This is a genomic window from Phycisphaeraceae bacterium (assembly GCA_019636655.1).
Lineage (GTDB): Bacteria > Planctomycetota > Phycisphaerae > Phycisphaerales > UBA1924 > JAHBXB01.
Genome location: JAHBXB010000007.1, coordinates 77,479 through 98,433, shown reverse-complemented (window position 1 = coordinate 98,433; position 20,955 = coordinate 77,479). Strand labels below are relative to the sequence as shown.

General features: G+C 68.9%; 17 protein-coding genes. 9 read left to right on the top strand and 8 right to left on the bottom strand.

The window, feature by feature from the left end:
• Positions 1-123 precede the first annotated feature (123 nt).
• The 3 genes from KF745_15005 (at position 124) to KF745_14995 (ending at position 5,712) form a co-directional block, all read left to right on the top strand.
• Positions 124-1,014, top strand: a complete 891-nt coding sequence (locus KF745_15005) for a hypothetical protein (GenBank protein MBX3359727.1) — start codon at positions 124-126, stop codon at positions 1,012-1,014.
• A gap of 76 nt (positions 1,015-1,090) precedes the next feature.
• Positions 1,091-3,925: a hypothetical protein gene (locus KF745_15000; protein ID MBX3359726.1), complete on the top strand. Its 2,835-nt coding sequence runs from the start codon at positions 1,091-1,093 to the stop codon at positions 3,923-3,925.
• A gap of 62 nt (positions 3,926-3,987) precedes the next feature.
• Complete coding sequence (locus KF745_14995; GenBank protein ID MBX3359725.1) at positions 3,988-5,712, top strand: SpoIIE family protein phosphatase; 1,725 nt, start codon at positions 3,988-3,990, stop codon at positions 5,710-5,712.
• 27 nt (positions 5,713-5,739) lie between these two features.
• Here the strand turns inward: KF745_14995 and KF745_14990 are convergent, their stop codons facing one another.
• Genes KF745_14990 through KF745_14970 form a run of 5 tightly spaced genes read right to left on the bottom strand, consistent with a single transcriptional unit; the run spans position 5,740 to position 12,734 of the window.
• Entirely contained in the window at positions 5,740-7,377 is a 1,638-nt protein-coding gene (locus KF745_14990; GenBank protein MBX3359724.1) for an NADH-quinone oxidoreductase subunit N, read from the bottom strand.
• Positions 7,374-9,116, bottom strand: coding sequence for an NADH-quinone oxidoreductase subunit M (locus tag KF745_14985; protein ID MBX3359723.1), 1,743 nt, complete (start codon positions 9,114-9,116; stop codon positions 7,374-7,376). The genes KF745_14990 and KF745_14985 overlap by 4 nt, the downstream gene beginning before the upstream one ends.
• Positions 9,113-11,359, bottom strand: a complete 2,247-nt coding sequence (gene nuoL, locus KF745_14980; GenBank protein ID MBX3359722.1) for an NADH-quinone oxidoreductase subunit L — start codon at positions 11,357-11,359, stop codon at positions 9,113-9,115. The genes KF745_14985 and nuoL overlap by 4 nt, the downstream gene beginning before the upstream one ends.
• Before the next feature lie 47 nt (positions 11,360-11,406).
• Positions 11,407-11,748: an NADH-quinone oxidoreductase subunit NuoK gene (gene nuoK / locus KF745_14975; GenBank protein ID MBX3359721.1), complete on the bottom strand. Its 342-nt coding sequence runs from the start codon at positions 11,746-11,748 to the stop codon at positions 11,407-11,409.
• An 11-nt stretch (positions 11,749-11,759) separates the two neighbouring features.
• The gene (locus KF745_14970) at positions 11,760-12,734 is read right to left on the bottom strand and encodes an NADH-quinone oxidoreductase subunit J (protein MBX3359720.1); all 975 of its coding nucleotides are present in this window, start codon (positions 12,732-12,734) and stop codon (positions 11,760-11,762) included.
• A 138-nt stretch (positions 12,735-12,872) separates the two neighbouring features.
• On the opposite strand from KF745_14970, the gene pgsA reads away from it, so the two are divergent.
• The 5 genes from pgsA (at position 12,873) to KF745_14945 (ending at position 15,844) form a co-directional block, all read left to right on the top strand.
• Positions 12,873-13,664, top strand: coding sequence for a CDP-diacylglycerol--glycerol-3-phosphate 3-phosphatidyltransferase (gene pgsA / locus KF745_14965; protein ID MBX3359719.1), 792 nt, complete (start codon positions 12,873-12,875; stop codon positions 13,662-13,664).
• The gene (locus tag KF745_14960; protein ID MBX3359718.1) at positions 13,661-14,200 is read left to right on the top strand and encodes a phosphatidylglycerophosphatase A; all 540 of its coding nucleotides are present in this window, start codon (positions 13,661-13,663) and stop codon (positions 14,198-14,200) included. Before pgsA ends, KF745_14960 begins: the two co-directional genes overlap by 4 nt.
• 20 nt (positions 14,201-14,220) lie before the next feature.
• Complete coding sequence (locus KF745_14955) at positions 14,221-14,514, top strand: hypothetical protein (GenBank protein ID MBX3359717.1); 294 nt, start codon at positions 14,221-14,223, stop codon at positions 14,512-14,514.
• Between the two features lie 13 nt (positions 14,515-14,527).
• Entirely contained in the window at positions 14,528-15,136 is a 609-nt protein-coding gene (locus tag KF745_14950) for a class I SAM-dependent methyltransferase (GenBank protein MBX3359716.1), read from the top strand.
• A 75-nt stretch (positions 15,137-15,211) separates the two neighbouring features.
• A complete protein-coding gene (locus KF745_14945) occupies positions 15,212-15,844 on the top strand; it encodes a peroxiredoxin (GenBank protein ID MBX3359715.1) in 633 nt (210 codons plus the stop codon).
• 39 nt (positions 15,845-15,883) lie between these two features.
• Here KF745_14945 and KF745_14940 read toward each other — a convergent pair whose 3' ends face one another.
• Positions 15,884-16,810 carry a DUF2950 family protein gene (locus tag KF745_14940; GenBank protein ID MBX3359714.1) on the bottom strand — a complete coding sequence of 309 codons (927 nt, stop codon included), beginning with the start codon at positions 16,808-16,810 and terminating at the stop codon, positions 15,884-15,886.
• 75 nt (positions 16,811-16,885) lie between these two features.
• Positions 16,886-18,175, bottom strand: coding sequence for a DUF3300 domain-containing protein (locus KF745_14935; protein MBX3359713.1), 1,290 nt, complete (start codon positions 18,173-18,175; stop codon positions 16,886-16,888).
• Positions 18,176-18,380: 205 nt separating this feature from the next.
• On the opposite strand from KF745_14935, the gene KF745_14930 reads away from it, so the two are divergent.
• On the top strand, positions 18,381-18,803 hold the full coding sequence (locus KF745_14930; GenBank protein ID MBX3359712.1) for a hypothetical protein: 423 nt from the start codon (positions 18,381-18,383) through the stop codon (positions 18,801-18,803).
• Positions 18,804-19,313: 510 nt separating this feature from the next.
• Here the strand turns inward: KF745_14930 and KF745_14925 are convergent.
• Entirely contained in the window at positions 19,314-20,948 is a 1,635-nt protein-coding gene (locus tag KF745_14925; protein ID MBX3359711.1) for a YifB family Mg chelatase-like AAA ATPase, read from the bottom strand.
• Between the last annotated feature and the right edge of the window lie 7 nt (positions 20,949-20,955).

Here is a 20,955-nt window from a genome sequence, read left to right as displayed (position 1 = left end):
CCACCGGGACTCGAAAGCGGCAGCCCCGGCTCGCGAAGAACCGATGCACGCGTACGGTACGTAGTAATGGTGCCGGGCCCTTGCCGGCGCGAGTCGGGCACGGTCCGACCCCAGGAGCACGGCATGACGTCGGCACGTCTGTTGACAGTTTTCACAGGGCTCGCCCTCTCCGGCGCGGCGATCGCGCAGGAATCGCCGTCCGCCTCGCCTCCGTCTCCCCAGCCGGCCCGGGAGGCCGCTCCGGACACGGAACCGGCGCGGGAGTTCATGGACGCCGATGACCTGCTCCGCGCGCTCGAGACGGCGGACAAGGACATCAGAACGCTCACCGCCAGCATCCGCTACCTCCGTGACTTCGGCGAGCTCGAGGCCGCGAGCGCCGAGGACCGCCGGGGCACGCTCACCTTCCGGTCGGACGCCGGACCGACGTCCGACTCGGCACCCGAGCGACGCTTCGCCGTCGACTTCGACACCCTGTACATCAACGGGCAGAAGCGGCTCGAGCGCCGCACGTTCATCTTCGACGGTGCGTGGCTGATCGAGAAACTCCCGGACCAGAAGCAGATGTTCAAGCGGCGCGTGGTGCCGCCGGGCCAGCGGGCGGATCCGCTCCGCATCGGCGAGGGCCCCTTCCCGGTCCCCATCGGCCAGAAGCGGGCCGACATCCTCGCGCGGTTCGAGGCCACCCTCCTGCCATTCGATGACCACCTCGACGCCAGCGAGTCGGCCCGGAAGAACTTCGCCGACACCGTCCAGCTCCGGCTGGTTCCGCGCGAAGGGACCGATGAAGCGCGCGACTTCCGCGAGGTGCGGCTCTGGTACCGGACCGGCAGCCTCCTGCCTCGCATGGCCCGGACCGTGAACTCCGACGGCGGACGCACAGAGGTCATCCTCGTTGCAGTCGCTACAAACGGACCCGTCGATGACCGGCTATTCGATACCAGCGCTCCCCCGCCATCCGAAGGGTGGAACGTCGAGATCAGGGAGTTCCGCAAGCCGGCCGATGCTCATTAGCACGGCCAGCGCGTTCCGCCCGAGTCCATGGTGGCCCCGGGTGCGAACAGGCCGCTGTGGGGCTCGAGGACCACGCGTGAACACGTCGGGCAACAGCACGCGAAACACTGGCCAGGGAAATAGACGGACCCGCGCCCGGCGCGGCACGGTCATCGCGTTCATCCTGATCGCCGCGGCGGGTGTCGCCCCGTCGCCGCGCGACGCCGCCTCCGCGCCGCCGCAGGCGGCTGAGCCGATGGAGCGACCCTCGCAGCCCGCCGCGATCAGGCGGCTGCTCCGGGCCGAATACCTCACTGAAGACGAGCTGAAGGACCTCCGGATCTTCCACGGCCTCTGGGAGCCCGCCGACCTGGATACCCCGGCGCGCATGGCCCGCGCGGCGCTCACCAGCGGCGCGCTGGATGACCCCTCGCTCAAGTCTCTCGACGCCGATCCTCTTGACCGAGCCGAGGCGATGCTGCTCCGCGGCGAACTCGCCGAGTCGCTGGCCGCGCTGGAGGGCCGTGCCGATCCTCGCTCGGTCCGCATCCGCGCCGAGGCCCTCGCCGCCATGGGGCGGTACGACGACGCGGTCGAGGCCATGGCGCCGCTGGTGGCGGCCGCCGTGGCCGGATCACTCCGGACTCCGGCCGACCTGGTCGACGGAGTCCGCGTGCTGGCGCTCCGGTCCCGCCTCCGAGCCGGCGATGGCCCCGCCGGCGGCGACTACCGGGCGATGATGTCGATCCTTGCCCGGGTCCGGGATTCGCTCGACCGGCTGTACTGGCCGGCCATGCTTGTCGAGGCCGAGTTGCTGCTGGACAAGGACAACCCCAGCGAGGCCCAGCAGGCCTTGATCCGCACGCTCGAGCTCAACCCCTCGTGCGCTCGCGCGTGGGCGATGCTCGGCGACATGGCCGTGTGGTCCTTCGACCTTGCCGCGGCGGAACGGATCGCGGCCCGCCTCGACATCACAACCCAGGCCGCGGGCACGGCGGCGGGCGACGAGCAGGACGCGGACTCGGCACGGGGCGCCTCGCCGCTGGCTTCGATGCTCCGCGCCCGCGCGTCGCTCCGCATCAACGATCCCGAATCAGCCGCGGAGCTGCTCGACGAAGCGCTGGCCCGATATCCGGCCATGCGCGGGGCGGTCGCGCTCCGGGCCGCCGTCGCCGCCCGCGCCTACGACGACGAGGCCCTGGCGAAATGGACCGCCGCGTACGACGCGCTCTCGCCCGGCTCGGCCCTCGCGGTGTACGAGATCGGCCGGACGCTGGCCGAGGCCCGCCAGTACGCGCTCGCGGCCGACTACCTGGGCACGGCCCACGAGCGGCTCCCCTCATGGCCTGCGCCGCTGATCGAACTGGGACTGCTGGAGATCCAGGCCGGGCGCGACGCCCGCGCGGAGCGCGCCCTGACCGAGGCCACCCGCCTGGATCCCTTCAACGTGCGGGCCGGCAACAGCCTGAAACTGGTCACCGAACTCCGCTCCTACGACACGATCGAGAGCGAGCACTTCATCATCCGGTACAAGCCCGGCATCGATGGCGTCATGGCCCGCGAGATGGTCGGCCCGCTCGAGGAGAACTACCGCATCGTGACGGGCGCGGGGCCGGGCGGGATCGATTACGCGCCCACCACCAGCGTGACCGAGGACGGGCTTCCCAGGACTGTCATCGACCTGATGCCCGACCACCGCTGGTTCGGCGTGCGCATCGCCGGGATGCCGGCCATCCACACCATCGCCGCGAGCACCGGCCCGGTGATCGCAATGGAGACCCCCCGCGAGGGGGCCAACCACCTGGGCACCTACGACTGGGCCCGCGTCGTCCGGCACGAGTTCACCCACACCGTCTCGCTGGCGCGGACCAACAACCGGATCCCCCACTGGTTCACGGAGGCCGCGGCGGTCTATCTCGAACTCGCTCCGCGCGAGAACCAGACCTGCAGGCTCCTCGCCGATGCCCTGCGATCAGACGCCCTCTTCGATTTCACCGCCATCAACCTCGCGTTCATCCGGCCGGAGAAGCCGACCGATCGGTCCCTTGCCTACGCGCAGGCCCACTGGATGTACCAGTTCATGATCGAGCGTTTCGGCCGCGAGGCGCCGCTGGAGTTGATGGATCAGTACGCCAAGGGCGTCCGAGAGGAAGCCGCGTTCCAGGCCGTGCTCGGCGTCTCCCGAGACGCGTTCTTCGACGCCTTCACGCAGTGGGCACAGGGGCAGGTCCAGGCCTGGGGGCTCGCCCCCAAGGCAGGTCAGCCCACGATCCGCGACCTGCTCCGGCGCGAGGCCGCGGCGAAGACCGAACCCGCCGACGAGGATGCCGCCGATCCGCTCGATCGGAAGCCCGCCGCCAAAGCGGACCAGCCGGTCGATGATGACAGCCTTCCCGACATCACCCGCGAGATGGTCGGCCGCTGGCTGGACGAATACCCCGACCTTGCCGACGCCCTCGAGATCGCAATCGACATGGACCTTCAGGGCACGGCGGGGGTCCCGACCGCCGTGCTGGTCCCGTTGCTGGAGCGGTACGCCGCTGCGCGCCCCGTGGACCCGCTCCCTCACCGCCTCCTCGCCAAGTACTACCTGGCGGGCAACGGTGATGGGCCCGACGCGGCGATCCCGCACCTCGAATACCTCGATGCCCGCGAGCAGAAGTCCCCCGCTTACGCCGCCGAACTCGCCCGGCGGTACGCCGCCACGGGCAACTGGGACGCCGCGTTCGCCAAGGCCGAGCGGGCTACGCAGATCGCCCCCTACGACCCGCAGGAACGGGAGCTCGCCGCCAGCGTCGCGATCAAGAAGTCGGACTTTGCCGCGGCCGAGCGCCACCTCACCGCCCTCACGCAACTCGAGCCAGATCGCCCGATCCATAAACAGCGGCTCGAGGCCCTGAAGGCCCTTCGCGACCAGCACGACGACCAATAGACCCGGACCTCTCCAGCATCCGGACAATTCGCGGCTGGCGGATACGATCGACCCGACCCGCGATGGCCCAGCCGCACCCCAATCCTGTCGACCCGGCGGACCCCGCCGGCGACCCCGCCCAACCGGACCGCGGCCCGCTGACGCTGCGCGACTTCGTCACCGACGCGTCGCTGGTCGCTGTCTGCGACGAGCTCACCCGCATGACCGGCGTGCCGATCTGGATGCGCGATGCGGGCGGGAGCGCGATCGTGCCGGGGGATCGCGGGGCCGCGTGGATTACGGTGAGCGACGAGTCCGCCGCGGAGCGCGCGTTTGAGCTCGCCGGACGTGCCTACGTCCCCGCCGCCCCGACGTTCCGGGCTGTTCTCCGTATCTCGACCGGGGAACTCGGCCACCTGGTCATGGCCGAGCCGGTGCCGGGAACCGGGAAGCAGCGGCACTCGCTTCGCAACGCCTTGACGCGGCTGGCCGCCACCGTCTCCGAGGGGTGCGAGGCCCAGGTCTCACTCCGCCAGCGGGTGCTCGAACTGGGCGCCCTGTACCGTCTCAGTTCCATGCTCGTGCAGAGCGAGGACGCCGATTCGCTCCTCACCGCGGCTCTCGACCTGGCTATGGACGTGCTCCGCGTCGATGGCGGCTCGATCTCGCTGGTCGAGGACGAGGAGGCCGACCTGGTCGTCAAGGCCTCCCGGGGCCTGAGCCCCGAATGGGTGGCCGGGAGCGCGAGCGCCGCCCACGCCAGCACCATCCGCAAGGCAGCGCTCGGCGGTGAGATCATCGCCGTCGACGACCTGACCACCGACCCACGCATGCCCGACCCGGAGCGCGTCCGAGTCGAGGGGCTTGTCTCGCTCCTCTCGACGGGCCTGATGTACCAGGGCCGCGCGATCGGGCTCATCCGTCTCTACGCCCGGACTCCCCGCCGCTTCACCCGCGCCGAGAAGGGCCTGCTGCGATCGATCGCCGACCAGTCCGCCGCGGCGGTCATCAATGCACGCCTCCGTCGGCTGCGGGAGGAAAACGAACGGGTTCGTCACCAGGTCCGCCTCGCGGCGAACGTCCAGCGGCGCATGCTGCCCCGCGCCATGCCCACGATCCCCGCCCTTGACATCGCGGCCAAGTACCAGCCCACGACCGAGTTGGGGGGCGACTTCTATGACCTGATCCCCCTCAGCGGGAATCTTGGGATCGTCGTTGGCGACGTCGTCGGCAAGGGCGTCCCCGCGGCGCTGCTCATGTCGGCCGTGCGGGCCTCCTTGCGTGCCCACGCCCAGGATGTCTACGACCTCAAGGAGGTCCTCGCTCGGGTGAATGCCGCCTTGGCCGCGGACACCCACGACGACGAGTTTGCCACGCTGTGGTACGGCGTCATCGACCCCGCGACCCTGCGGCTCACCTACTGCAACGCGGGTCACAACCCCCCGCTGCTGATCAGGCGATCGCCAGGCCGGCCCGTTCGCGCCGAGGACATCACCGAACTCGCGGAGGGCGGGATGGCCCTGGGAATCGACGCCTCGCAGCGGTACTCGGGCGGCGTCTGCCAGCTCGCGCCGGGGGACATGCTGGTCGGCTTCACCGACGGGCTGATCGACGCGCTCTCCTTCGCCGGCCGACGATTCGGCAACGCGGGCCTCACGGCGGCGCTGCTGGAAACGCTCAACTCCGCCCCGGACTCCAGCGCCGCCCACGTTGCGGAGCGGCTGTTCTGGCACCTCCGCCAGCACACCGGTCTGCACGCCCGCACCGATGACGTCACGCTGGTCGTGGTGCGGGTCCGCGCCGGATAACAACTCCCGGCGCCGGCTGGCCTGACCTCAGTTCTGATTCGTTCGCGGGTCCTGCGGTTCGCGGGGCGCGGGCGTGCCCTCGGCTCCGGCCGCGACCGGCCGCGCCCGAGTCCCCTTGTAGAGCGGCTGGGTCTGCACGAGGTCGAATGCTGCACGCGAGAGCGGGTCGCTCACCGCCACCAGCGCCACCACCCCGGCGGCGCCGACAAAGCCCGCGATCACGCGCCCATTGAACGGCGTCCGCACGACCGGCCGGCCGATCGGCGCTGCATCCGGCGCTTCCAGCAGCGCCATGTACGCCAGACGCAGGTAGTAGTACGCGCTGATCGCCGAGTTCAGGCACAGCACGATCACCAGCACGATCTCGCCCTTGGAGATGCCGGAGGTGAACAGCGTCAGTTTGCCCATGAACCCCAGGAGCGGGGGCAGCCCCAGCAGGCCCATCGAGCAGATCACCATCACCCACGCCAGCAACGGGTGGGACTGGTAGAGCCCCCGCAGGTCCGCGATGCTCTCCGCCTCGTCCCCCGAACCGTCCGGCGTGCGCCGCTCGATCGAGGCGACGACCGCGAACGCGCCGATGGTCATCGCCGCGTAGCACGTCAGGTAGAACAGGACCGCGGAGAGACCGTTGCTCGCGACCGTCTCCCCCGGCCCCGCGATCAGGCCGACCAGCATGTATCCTGAGTGCGCGATCGACGAGTACGCCAGCAGCCGCTTGACTGACGTCTGGAGCACGGCGAGCACGTTCCCGGTGAACATCGTCAGCACGGCCACAACCCACAGCGTGAGCCGGATCGTCGGCGGCAGCGACTCGCCCGTGCTGGCCGGGGTCGAGCCGAAGGACCAGCCCACCGCCGACAGCACCAGCATCAACCCGGCAAAGCCCGCGGCCTTCGGCACGAACGCGAGCATCGCCGACACCGGCGACGCCGCCCCCTGGTACACATCCGCCGCGTAGAACTGCATCGGAACCGCGGCGATCTTGAAGCACAGCCCCAGCACGATCATCAGCACGCCCGCGACCGCGAGCGGGCTGATGCCACCCGCGGCGTGCTGGGCCGCCAGCGAGGCCTGGATCCCGGCGAGCGACGTCGTGCCCGTGGCGCCGTACAGCAGGGCGAACCCGTAGAGGAACACCGCCGCGGAGAGCGCCCCCAGGAAGAAGTACTTGACCGCCGCCTCCATCGACCGGTTCCCCCGCGTCGAGATCGCGACCATCACATACGTCGGCAGGCTCGTCAGCTCCAGCGCCAGGAACAGCCAGATCAGGTCCGGCGCGCCGCCGCAGAGCAGGCACCCGGTCAGCGAGAACAGGAAGAATGAGTAGAACTCCGCCGTGTTGGACCGGATCGCATCGAACCGGGCCCCACGCGCCACCGCCGCCTCGTACTCGCGATCGACCGTCCCCTGCAGCAGCGGCACCAGCAGCAGCCCCGCCGCGCACACCAGTTGCTTGTAGTAGTACGCCAGGCCCGGCAGCGACGACCCCACGACCCCCTCACCCCGCGCCGCCAGAGCCCACGCGGCGACCAGCCCGACCGCGCTCAACGGGCCGCAGAGCCGGCGCACCGACCTGCTCGGAGAGAGCCCGATGACCATCACGACGCACGTGGTGATGAACAGGGCGATCTCGGGATAGAGACCGGCGATGCGATCGATCATCGCGGGGCTCCTTCCGTGTGCTCATGCCCCCCGTCGGCCGGCCCATGCGAGTCGTCTGCATCGTGCCCAGCATTCGTGGCGGGTTCTGCCTCAGGCCCCGCCACCCGCCCGGCGTTCGCGGCCATCGCCTGCCGCCGGTGCTCCAGGAATCCGGCCAGCTGCCGCGAGGGACCGTCGAGCACGTCCACCAGGGGCTTGGGATAGAAGCCGATCGCGATGCACGCCACCGCCAGCGGCACCAGCACCCCGATCTCCCTCGCGTTGAGGTCAACCGGCAGCGTCGAGTGTCCCTCGGCGTGTGCTTCAGAGTGGTTGCCGTGCCCGTGCCCGTCATCGCCATGCCCGGTGGGAAGCTCGAGCTTGCCCCACACGATCCGGCCGACAAGGAACAGGAGGTACATCGCCGTCACGATCATGCCCAGCGCCGCGAAGAACGCGAACCAGGGGCCCAGTTCGCCGGGCACCGCCGCGCTCAGAGCGCCGTGAGACGGCCAGCCGCTCCACCCCTGGAACGTGCCGATGAGGCAGAAGAGCTCACCGACAAAGCCGTTGAGTCCGGGCAGGCCCACGGAGGCCATCGCGAAGAAGACCATGAACGTAGCCCACACCGGCATCTTTGCCGCGAGCCCGGACATGTGCTTCATCGAGTGCGTGTGGTACCGCTCGTAGACCATCCCGATCAGCAGGAACAGCGCCCCGGTCGACAGGCCGTGGTTGATCATGTACAGCACCGAGCCGGTCAGCCCGATGGCCGTCATCGAGAACATCCCCAGGATGCAGAAGCCAAGGTGCGACACGGACGAGTACGCCACCAGTTTCTTGGCGTCGGTCTGCACCCAGCAGATCAACCCGGCATACAGGATCCCGATGAGCGACAGGACACCGATGGCGGGGGCGAAGTGGATCGCGGCATCGGGCGTGAAACCCAGGCCGAAACGGTAGATCCCGTAGGTTCCCAGCTTCAGCAGGACGCCGGCCAGGATGACCGAGCCCGCCGTGGGCGCCTGCGTGTGCGTCAGCGGCAGCCAGGTGTGCACCGGGAACAGCGGCACCTTCACCGCGAACCCGATCATGATCGCCAGGAACACCCACGACTGCACCGACAGCGGCAGGGCATTGGCCGTGGCGCTCAGGTCGCTGAACTGGAACGACCAGCCGCCGTTCTCCGCGCCCAGCGGCATCCCCGCAGCGCTCTTGACCGCGAGGAACACGAAGCCGGCGAGCGTTATCAGCGAGCCGGTGAACGTGAACAGGAAGAACTTGGTCGCGGCGTGCCGCCGGTCGTTGCCCCCGTACAGGTTGATCAGCACGTACATCGGGATCAGCGTGAACTCGAAGAAGATGTAGAACAGGATCAGGTCGCGGGAGAAAAACACCCCGGTCATGCACGCCTGGAGCGCCAGGAACCAGCCGTAGTAGGTCCGCACCCGCTCCGTGATGGCGCTGTACGAGCACACCACGACGATCGGCCCCAGCAGCACCGTCAGGCCCACCAGCAGCATCGAGACGGTGTCCGCCGCCAGCGACAGCGACAGGCCGATGCCCGGGAACCAGGGCTGGATCCACTCCATGTGGTCGCTGCTCCCTGCTGCCCAGGGGAACTGCGCCGCGACCACCAGGAACCACGCCAGGGCCGCCAGCGTCGCCGCCGTCGCGAAGGTCTTGGCGCTCCGGGCCGGAATCAACGGCATCGCCAGCGCCACCGCCAGCGGGATGGCAATCAGCATCACCAGGTTCATGCGGCACCCCCGGCGACGATGATCACGATCAGCAGGAACGCCCCGACACCCGTCACCATCCGCACCGCGTAGTCGTTCAGCACGCCGGACTGAGCCGGCCGGATCGACGAGCCCACGCCGCGCGGGGCCCACCCCGCCGCGTCCACCAGCCCGTCCACCAGCAGCTTGTCGATCAGGAAGCAGATGTGCGAGACCACCCGCAGCGGCAGCACAAACAGGAAGTGGTACAGCTCATCGACGTACCACTTGTTCTGGCCCCAGCGCGGGATCGGTCCCATCAGCGGGATCAGCGCATCGGCCCGGCTGGTCGCCGCCGTGGTCCGGCCCGCCAGGTGCAGCCACCAGGCGACCAGGATCCCGGCGATCGCCAGGATCCCCGACACGATCGGCAGCACCGCGTGCGGATCGAACCCGAAGAACGTCGCGTGCTCGTGCCCGATCGCGTGCACGTTCGCCGTGGAGTGATCGACCATCCGCCCGGCCCAGCTCGGCTCGCCGCCGTGCGTGAACACGAGCGGGATGACCGCGAAGGTCGCCACCGCCAGCACGGTCAGCACCAAGTTGATCGCCCACCCGGGGGCGTGCGGGTGGAACTCCCCGTGCCCGTGCCCGGCGTGCGCCCCGTCGTGGGCGTCATGGCCGTCGTGCCCGTGGCCATGCCCGTGCTCAGCGTGATCCCCCGCGCCGTGCCCGTGAGCCTCCTCCCCCGCCTCGAACGCCACCGGCCCCTCGAACACGCGGAAGTACACGCGGAAGGTGTAGTACGAGGTCAGGCCCGCCGTGATCAGCAGCAGCCACCCCACCACCTGCGTGTGCGGGTTCACGAACGCATCACCGATGATCAGGTCCTTCGACCAGAACCCCGCCGTGATGTAGGGGAAGCCCGACAGGTTCAGGCATCCGACCAGCATCGTGAATCCGACGATCCGCCACCCCGGGATCTTCCGCAGGCCCGAGAGCTTGCGCAGGTCGAGCTGCCCGGCGAATCCGTGCATCACCGCGCCGCACGCCAGGAACAGCAGGGCTTTGAAGAACGCGTGCGTCAGCACGTGGCTCACGCCCCCCTCCGGGCCCAGCACGCCCAGGCCGCCGAACATGTACCCCAGCTGCGAGATGGTCGAATACGCCATCACGCGCTTGATGTCGAACTGCGCCATCCCGATCGTCGCGGCCCAGAACGCCGTCAGCCCGCCGCCCCACGCCACGATCGGCAGCGCCCACTCGCTCGCCGCGTACAGCGGCATGAACCGCGCGACCAGGTACACCCCCGCGGTGACCATCGTCGCCGCGTGGATCAGCGCCGAGACGGGCGTCGGGCCCTCCATCGCGTCGGGGAGCCAGGTGTACAGCGGCAACTGCGCCGACTTGCCGAACGCGCCCACGGTAAGCAGCACCGGGATGAGCTGGACCAAGAAGGGCACCTCGGCCAGTCGCCCCTCCAGCGCCGCATCCATGTGCGGCTTGATGAGCGGCCACAGCTCCTCGTACCGCACCGTGCCGAACAGCGTGAACGTCAGCCAGATCCCCAGCGCCAGCCCGCAGTCGCCGATGCGGTTCATGATGAACGCCTTCTTCGCCGCGGCGACGGCGGAGGGCTTCGTGTAGAAGTAGCCGATCAGCAGGTACGAGCAGAGCCCCACGCCCTCCCACCCCAGGTACAGCAGGATCAGGTTGTCGGCCATCACCAGGCACGACATCGACAGCACAAACAGGTTGAACGCCGCGAAGAACCGGCTGTACCCGACACCCACATCCCCGGCCATGTACTCGCTGGCGTACAGCGCGATCAGCGTCCCTAGCCCCGTGACGAAGAGCATCCAGAACAGCGTCAGCGAATCGACATAGAACGAGAAGTGGGCAACCAGGCTCTGCGCCGGTTTCCCGCCCCACTGCACGTCGATCCAGTCCCACACGTGCGCGATCTGCGGCGTGGCCGGGTGGCCCAGCGACTGCGCGTAGGTCCAGGCGATCGCCGCGAAGGCGCCCGCCAGGCACACCACCGTGATCACCGCCGGCAGCTTCGTCCTAATGCGGAGCGCGGCGCACAGGCCGCACAGCAGCGTCGCCAGCATGGTGAGGGCCGGCACCCAGGCCACGGCGCCCGCCCCGGCCACCGCTTTCACCGGCGTGAAGAGCCCGGCCGCGCCGTGCGCGGCCTCCGCCGCGTGCCCGCCGGCCTGCACCGCCAGCGCACTGCCCGAGGCCAGGACGACGGCGCCAATCTGTTGCACGATCTCAAGCACTCGCCACGACCATCCTTCTCTGCCCCGGCCCCCGGTTGACCCGTTCCCTACCCGCGCATCTCGCGCCACTGCTCGGCGTCGAGCGTCTCCTTCCGCCGGAACAGCAGCACCACGAGCGCCAGCGCCAGCGCCGCCTCCGCCGCCGCCACCGTCAGGACGAAGATCACGAACGTCTCCCCCGTGTGGTTCAGCCAGAACCTGCTGAACGCGATCAGGGCGATGCCGGCCGCCTGGAACATCAGCTCCGTGCACAGGAACATGATGATCAGGTTCCGGCGCGTCAGGAAGCCGATCAGCCCGATCGCGAACATCAACGCCGATACCACCAAGTAGTGCAGCAGGGTCGACTGCGGCATCGCCTCGGGGGTTCCCGCCTGGGCCAGCGTCATCAACTGCGTCATCATGCGGCGGCCCCTGGCGCCGTCGGCATCTCTTCGCGAAGGCGCGTCGCCGCCGCCCGCTTGGCCGCGTCGTCCATCTCCACCTTCTTCCGCGCCAGCACCACCGCCCCCAGCATCGCCATCAGCAGCACCACGCCCGCCATCTCGATCGCCCCGGGGTGGTCGTTCAGCAGGCTGAACGCGATCCCTTCCACGTTCGCGAGCGAGATTCCGGCCGGGATCTCCACCGTCCGCTCCACCCCGTCCGGGCTCGCAACCACGGCGGTCCGCTCCCTCAAATCAATCTGGTACGCCCCGCGCTCTCCCTCCTCGCCGACCCCGCGGACGATCCGCTCCGAAGCCGTCATCACCCCCGCATCCACCAGGTCCCGCTGGATCTTGAGGGGCAGTTCCTGCAGCAGTGCCACCTCCGACCCCGCGGGCCGCATCGGCAGCCGCGCCGCCCCGTTCCCGATCATCGTGGTCAGCGCCGCCAGCACCGCGAACCCCGCCACCGTCGCCACGATCGGCTCGCGGCTGTATCGGTCGTAGTCCTGCAGCGCGTCCACCGCGTCCGCCGTCGGCGACTCGGTCGCCAGCATGATCACGAACAGGTAGGTAATCAGGATCGCCCCGGCGTACACGATGATCAGGGCAAACGCCATGAACTCGGCGGACAGAAGCAGGTACAGCCCCGCGCTCGAAACGATCGTCAGGATGAAGTACAGCGCCGCGTACACCGGCCTTGGATGGCTGATCACCCGCAGCGACGCCCCCAGCGCAATCAGCGAAAAGATGTAGAACAGCGGACCCGGCAGCGCCGACGGCGTCGTCCGCAGCCCCACCGCCAGCAGAACCAGCCCGAGACCCACCGCTCCCAGGATCGCCCCGATCACCTGCGGACTCACCCCGCGCCGCGGCAGCGCAAGGCAGACCCCCCCGGCGCCCACCGCACAACCGACATAGAGCAGGACCGGGCTGAAAAGTTCGGTCAAACCCAGACTCCGCGATCCCGCACCCCCGCCAAGGCCTAGGGCGTGAGGATAGAGCAGGGCCCGACCACGTTCAACACGCGGCGGCTCTCAGTGCCTCCGGTGCGGACTCCTTCACTCGATCCACTACGATGACGCGGCATGGACCCCGCCTCCAGCAATCCTGTTCCCGTCCCCTCGGCCTCGCGTGAGACGCCGCCACCGCCGGCCCTCGCGCCCACGCCCCTCCAGCGCAGGCTCCCCAACATCCTCACCGTTGCCCGGGTTTTCCTCGCGATCGGCTTCTTCGCGTCCCTCGCCGGGTTCGACTACGAACGGTCGCTCCCGCTGCTCTCGCTCGCCCCGGTCCCCCGCCAGCACCCGTTCCTGCCGCAGCTGGTCGTCGCGGCGTCCCTGTTCGCCGTCGCGGCCCTGACGGACCTCCTCGACGGCTACCTCGCCCGCAAGTGGCGCGTCACCAGCGCCTTTGGCCGCATCATGGACCCGTTTGCGGACAAACTGCTGGTCATTTCCGCGTTCATCCTTCTCGCCGGCCCCGGCTTCTCCGTGGGCGGGCGGGCATGGTCGATTCAGGTCTCGGGCGCTGAACCGTGGGTCGTCGCCGTCATCCTCGCCCGTGAACTGCTGATTACCTCGATCAGGGCGGTTCTGGAGTCCGACGGCGTCAAATTCCCCGCCACGATGAGCGGCAAGCTCAAGATGGTCCTGCAGTCCGTCTGCGTCCCCACCATCCTGGGCATCCTCTCATTCGCACCGGCCGTCACTTGGCCAGAAGGTGGCGGCGGGGCAGTTCGAACCCCGGCGGGGTGGTTTATTGCCGGGCTGGTCTGGCTCACCGTGCTCGTAACAGTCTGGTCCGGCTGGCCTTATGTCCGACACGCCGCCGCTCTGATGAACACCCGGTCGGACGCGGCCCCGGGAACCGACGCGTGACTCCCCCCTCCCCCCTCCCCCTCTCCCCCGTCGGCTGGTTCTTCGTAACCAGCGGAGGCCTCGGCACGCTTCGCCCAGCCCCCGGAACATGGGGGTCGCTTCCGCCAATCGGACTGGCAGGGCTCTTGATCCTCGGCGGCATCGTTCCCACTGGTAAGGACCCCAGTGCCGGGGCGATCTACCACACGGTCCTCCTCACCCTGTGCGCCATGGCGTCACTCGGGTGTATCGCCTTTGGACCCGCTGCGGAGGTCCGCTGGGGCAAGAAGGACCCATCGTCGGTCGTCGCCGATGAGACCGCCGGCCAGTGCCTCCCCCTGCTGGGCCTGCCCGCCGCGAGTTTCTCGACCACCCCGCGCCTGGCCCTCACGCTCGCGCTGGCGTTTGTCTCCTTCCGGATCTTCGACATTCTCAAACTCCCGCCCGCCTATTCGCTCCAACGGCTCCGCGGCGGTTGGGGAATCCTGGTGGACGATCTGGTCGCCGGCGTCCAGACGCTCATTGTTGTGCAACTGGTGACCCGCCTCGCGTTCTGAGCAAACCCGGGAGACTCACCATGCCCTGCCTGCTCGGCTTGCTTGCCTATTTCTTCCCGCGCGTCGTCATCATCCTGATCTTCCTGACCAGCAACTACCTCGCCAAGGCCTACCAGACGGTGCTGTGGCCCGTGCTCGGGTTCCTGTTCATGCCGCTCACCACCCTCGCCTATGCGTTCGGGATGAACTCCAACGGCGGCATCTCGGGCCTCTACCTGGTCCTGGTTGTCCTGGCTGTGCTGATTGACCTTGGCATCCTCGGGCACGGTGCACAGCGCACCACCACCGTCGCCACCCGGCGCGTCCGCCGTTAGTAGGAACCCCCCGATGGACACTCGCGCCCACTGGGAAAGCGTCTACGAGACCAAAGGGGACGCCGAACTGAGTTGGTTCCAGGCGACCCCCACCACGTCGCTCGCCTTGTTCGATTCCATCTCGCCACTCCCGGAACGAGTGATCGATGTCGGAGGTGGGCAATCGGCTTTGGCCGGCGAACTGGTCGGCCGCGGCGTCCGCGAGATCGCGGTGCTGGACATCTCGGCCGCGGCGATCGACCGTGCCCGCGCCCGCCTCGGGGAGCGGGCCGACCGCGTCCGCTGGATCGTCGCCGATGCGCTCGACGCTGGCGACGTCGGTGAGCTTGACCTCTGGCACGACCGCGCGGTCTTCCACTTTCTCACTTCCCCAGACGACCGGCGGCGGTACATCGCGACGGTGGAGCGGGCGATCCCGCGCGGCGGGCACGTGATCATGGCCACGTTCGCACGAACCGGACCTGAACGGTGCAGCGGGCTCCCCGTGTGCCGCTACGACGCCTCGCTGCTGGCCGGCGAGTTCGGCGAGTCGTTCCGGCTGGTCAACTCCGCCGCCGAGGACCACGGCACGCCGTGGGGCAAGAACCAGGCGTTCGCGTACGCCGTCCTCCGTCGTGTGTAGCCGCGCTGTCCGGACAATCGACCCCCCACTACCATTCGGTGGATTCTCGATTCCTTATCACACCAGGAGGATCTCATGTCCATCCAACTCGGCGACACGGCCCCCGACTTCGTCCAGGACTCGACCGAAGGCAAGATCAGGTTCCACGACTGGATCGGAACGAGCTGGGCGGTGCTCTTCTCCCACCCCAAGAACTTCACGCCCGTGTGCACGACGGAACTGGGCGAGGTCGCCAAGATCAAGAAGGAGTTCGATAAGCGCAACGTGAAGGTGATCGGCCTGTCGGTGGACCCGCTCTCCAGCCACGAGCAGTGGTCGAAGGACATCGAAGAGACGCAGGGAACCAGGCTCAACTTCCCGCTGCTTGCCGATGCCGACAAGAGCGTGGCCAACCTCTACGGCATGATCCATCCCAACGCGAGCGACACGTTCACCGTCCGCAGCGTCTTCGTGATCGGTCCCGACAAGAAGGTCAAGCTCACCATCACCTACCCACCGAGCACCGGCCGCAACTTCGACGAGATCCTGCGCGTGATCGACTCGCTCCAGCTCACCGCCAACCACAAGGTGGCCACGCCGGTCAACTGGAAGCACGGGCAGGACTGCATCATCCTGCCGTCGGTTCCGAACGACGAAGCGAAGAAACTCTTCCCCAAGGGATTCAAGGAACTCAAGCCCTACCTCCGCACCACCCCTCAACCCAACTGAGCTCCCCGCCCCCTACGCCCACGCTCGACCCGGCGCGGCCTACTTCGTCGTCCCGCTCACGCGCCACCCGTCCGAAGGGTCGTACGCCTGGATGGTCTGCGCCGAGTCCTTTCCGGCATCCTTCTCGTACACGATGCCATCGACGCCGACCAGGAAGGTCATCACCCCGGTTCCGTCGTACACCGCCGGCCACGCCACCACCGCGAAGCCCTCGGTGAGCGAGCCGTCCTTCATGTATTCCTTCGCACCGCTCGGGGCCCCCGATCCCTGCCGGACCAGCACGCGGAAGAAGTACCCGTTGAACCCCAGCGACTCGCTGAGCGAGTTGTCGCCCCTCGCGGCGACGGGGCCCAGCGGCGACTGCGGCTCGCCCGGGCCCGCCTCCCAGTACAGCCCATCCTTCTTCCCCGGCGTGCTCGCCAGACGCTGGGCATAGTTCGGGATGCCGTCGCCGTCCGGGTCCGACTTGCGGTACTCCTCCTGCGCTGCGGGCAGCAGGCCCATGAACTCGATCGTCCGAAGTTCGTTGTATCCGACCCGCAGGTCGGTCAGGTTCTCTACTCCGGCCGGGGTGTTGAACATCCAGCGTCCATCCACCTTCTCGAGCGGCACGGGAAACTCGACGCTCTGCTCGCCGATCAGGACGGTCGCCGTGCCGTCCGCGTTCTGTACGACCTCGTGGTGCTTCTCGATCGCCTGGGCGAACCGCCTCACGTCAACCGCGTCGACGACCGGATCGCCGCTGCTGAGTTGATCGACCTCCGGGCCGAAGACCTGCCTGAGGTAGGCGCGATCGTCGTTCGCCGTCCCGTACGCCAGCGCCTGCACCGCATCCTCGGGAGTCGCGAACGTCAACTGGGTCACGACCTGCGGCTCGGTCGCGCTTGTCGCAGCCGGCTGCTTGGCCGTCGAGCACCCTGTCAGAATCGCGGCCGCAACACCCACCGCCGCTGCAAAACCGAGCATCGTTTTCATGGGAGGCTTCTCTCTTGAACTCGACCCGACTGACCCAGTGATCAACACCGTCCGCCCTCGCCCCGCTCAGCGCCGGCCTCTTCCCCCGCCGCCGCGGCTGAACGATCCGCGCTGGGCCGCCGCCGCGCGCCCGCCCCCGCCGCCGCCCGTGCTGAACGCGCTGGGCCTCGACGAGGAGGGCGTCGAGCCCATTGACGACCGGGTCGGCGGAATCGCGGGCCTGGAGGACGGCGACGCCGATGAAGGGCGTGACGAGGGCATCGAGGTCGGCCGCGACGTCGTCATCGACGAGGGCCGTGCCGTTGGCATCGACGAGGGCTTGCTGATCGACGACGCCCCGGGCGAGGGGCGCGCGGCCGAAGTCGTCGACGGTCTCGGCGCCGGCCGGCTCGCGATCGGCGCCGCGCCCGGCTGCCGGTTCGGGATGCTCGCCGCGGCGCCGCCCGCCCCGGCGTTGCGGTAGTTCGACAGGTTGGGGGTCTGGCCCTGCGCCAGGGCGGGGTTCATCCGCTGCGTGTTCGGCTGCCAGCGTGCCCCCTCGCGCGTCACCGCGTTCACGTTGGTGTTCCGGTTGTTGATATTGATGTTGTTGTTGTTGATGTTGACGTTGCGGTTGATGTTCACGTTCGAGTAGTGGCTCCCGCCCCATCCCCCGCCCCAGCACACGTACCCGCCGTGCCAGTTGCACCCGCAGCTGTTGTTGGCGATGATCGCCCCCACCGCCACCCCCATCCCGAACCCGATCACGCCCGCGGCGACCACCGAACTGGAACTCGGCGCCGCGTACACGACCGTCGGGTTGTACGTCGGCACGTAGATCACGTTCGGCTGGGCCGGCTGGATGATGATCGTGTCCCCGCTGGTCACCACCGTCTGCTGCGGTGTCGACTTGAGCGCCCCGTTGGCCTGGGCCCGGGCCCGGAGTTTCTGCACCGCCGCCATCACGTCCGACGACTGCACGACGTACGCCTCCCCCAGCGCCTTCGTCCAATCCATGTACTGGTTCATCATCTTGATGACCTCGGGCACCGCGGCGACCATTTTCACCGACGGTTCCCAGTCGGTCGCCTCGATCTTGGCGTCGTCGCCGCCGGAGTTCACCAGGTCCCCCGCGGCCTTCACCTGGTCCGGATAGACCGACGCCGCGAGCACGTTGGCCAGCAGCGGATCCGGGTACAGCGCGATCGGCGCGAGCATCTCTTCAAGGTCGGCGTCCGAGAGCGTGCTCTGGGGCACCTGAGGCTTGGCCCCGCCGACCGCGCCGGGCGGTGTCGAGGGTTGCCGCGTCATGCCCGCCGCCGTGCCGGCCGTGAGGGCCAGGCCCAGCAGAAACAGTTGAACAAGCGACTGTCGCATCGCACGGCCTCCACAACGCCCGCCCCCAACTTGCACAGTATGCGAGAACCAGCCGGGAACGCCAATCCGGCCCGCGACTACACGAAGGGCGCGAAAAGTGCCGTCCTCGGTGCGTCGCGCCCGCAGTGGCTTGGGCATCTCCTTCCAGTAGCGGTCGACGACGCTGCTGTCCTCGCTCATCGCAAGGGTCAACGCCTCATTCGGCATGATGAGCACGATCACGCTCGCGGATGACGCCGCGAAAAGCCATGGGCAGAGCTGGTACAGCTCCGCTTTCCCTACGACAACGTGGCAGTCGACAAGCTGGTGTACCCGGGTTCGCAGCACACAGCCAAAGCATGAGAGCCTGGCCGTCACCGTGCCGTCCGAGCCATTGACCTCGAACGATCGGGATGTACAGAACCGGATGGCTGCATACACGATGGCGCCCAATCCGAACACGAGACTTGCCGCGACAGGATGCGCAACGGGCGGTGGGTCGAACTCGGACATCGCGAGCGTGTACATCACGACGACCGTAGCAGCACCCCCAAGAAAAATGCACGCGCGGGTGCAGTTTCAGTCGCTCGACAATGCGGCACACCCCATCGGCGCGCTGCTCGATGGGCAGTTCATCACGGAGCCTTGAGGAGAGGCCGCCGAACACGTCCATGCTCCCGCCGCCGCGAGCGCCCCAGGCGACGAACTGATCCACAACATCTGTCCTGAGCACCGGGTTGAACACCACCGACCGCAGACGGTGGCCAGGGGGACGATCCTCCAACTTCGGGCTCACCATGCGGGCGGCATACGTAGCGACCACGATGAGCCACGGCACAACGCACAGTGATGCCGCCGCAATCAACACGATCGCCGCATTCAGATCTCGGCCGCCAAAGATCGCCAACATCCCGACACCCGCAACACCCATGACGCCAACAAGCAGACCGATAGCTCGGTATATCCACAGGTTCGGCGGCTGATACGCCTGCTCTGCTCCGCACTCCGGGCAGCACCGATTCCGCTGGATTCCCTCCAGTTCGTACGAGCAGTACCTGCAGCGTCTCTTCGCATGCCACTTCATCTGAAGTCGTCCCGGTCCACGCCGCGGCGCTCGAACCCGCCGGTAGCCGCCGCGGCCGTCGCTGACCTGCCCCACTCACACCTTCCGATCCAGCAACCGGTACGAGATCGCCTCCGTCACGTGCGCCGCCGACACCGCCTCGCTCCCCGCAAGGTCCGCGATCGTCCGCGCCACCCGCCGAACCTTGTCGTACGCCCGGGCCGACAGGCCTAGTTCCGTCATCGCCCGGCCCAGCATCACCCGCGTCGGCTCGTCGATCGCCGCCATCGAGTCCAGTTGCCGCCCCGACAGGCGCGCGTTCGTGGTCCCCGCCCCCTGCCGCGCGATCTGCCGCTCCCGGGCCCGCAGCGCCTGCTCCCGCATCTGCGCGCTGCTGGTCCCCCGCGCCTCCCCGGAGAGGTGCTTCCACGACACCGCCGGCGCTTCGATGTGGATATCGATCCGGTCGATCAGCGGCCCCGACAGGCGCGACAGGTACCGCTCCATCGCCCCGCGCGACACCTCGCTGGTCGGCATATCCCCCTTGGGCGTCGGGTTCATCGCGCACACCAGCATGAACGACGCCGGGAACCGCACCGCCGAGTGCGACCGCGCGATCGTCACCACGTGGTCCTCCAGCGGTTGCCGCAGCGTCTCCAGCACGATCCGCGGAAACTCCGGCAGTTCGTCCAGGAACAGCACCCCCCGGTGCGCCAGCGAGATCTCCCCCGGCTTGGGCACCGCCCCGCCCCCCACGATCGCCGCGGACGACGCCGTGTGGTGCGGCGAACGCACCGGCCGGGCCGTCACCAGCCCCTGCCCCTCGGGCAACTGCCCCGCGGCGGAGTAGATCCGCGTGATCTCGATCGCCTCGTCCACCGTCAGCGGCGGCAGGACGCCCGGCAGCGCCCGCGCCATCATCGTCTTGCCCGTCCCGGCGGGGCCGAGCATCAGAACGTTGTGCCCGCCGGCCGCCGCCACCACGATCGCCCGCTTCACCGCCTCCTGCCCCCGCACATCCCCGAAGTCCACCGACGCCGCGGCGGTCGCCAGCATCGCCGCGACGTCCACCGCCGGCGCCGGCCTCGCCTCGATATCGCCGGCGATGATCCCCACCACCTCCGTCAGCGTCCTCACCCCGATCGCCTCGATCCCCGGCACCAGCGCCGCCTCGCTCACGTTCTCGTGCGGCACGACGACCCCCTTGGCCCCCTTCGCCGCGGCGAGCGTCGCCATCGCGATTACGCCGCGCACCGGCCGCAGCCGCCCGTCCAGCGCGAGTTCCCCCGCGAAGAGGTACTGGCGCGGATCGAACTCGAACTTCTCATCCCCGTCCCCCGCCGCGTCGACCCCCGAACCCCCCGCACCGGACCGGGCTCGCCCCGCCGCCCCCGCGCCGCTGTACGCCCGGCGCGTCGAGGTTCCCGAGAGCACCCCGGCCGACATCAGCACGCCGATCGCGATCGGCAGGTCGTAGAGTGGCCCCTCCTTCCGCACATCCGCCGGCGCCAGGTTGATCACCACCCGCCCCATCGGGAAGGCGTACCCGCTGTTCTCGATCGCCGCCCGCATCCGCTCGAACGATTCCTTCACCGCGGCGTCGGGCAGCCCAACGACCACGGCCCGCGCCTGCTCGGACCCCGTGCCGACCGCCTCGTTGAGGTCCACCTCAACCTCGCACGGGTGCGCCTCGATCCCTTGCAACAGAAACGACTGAACGCGGGCAATCATGGGAGCA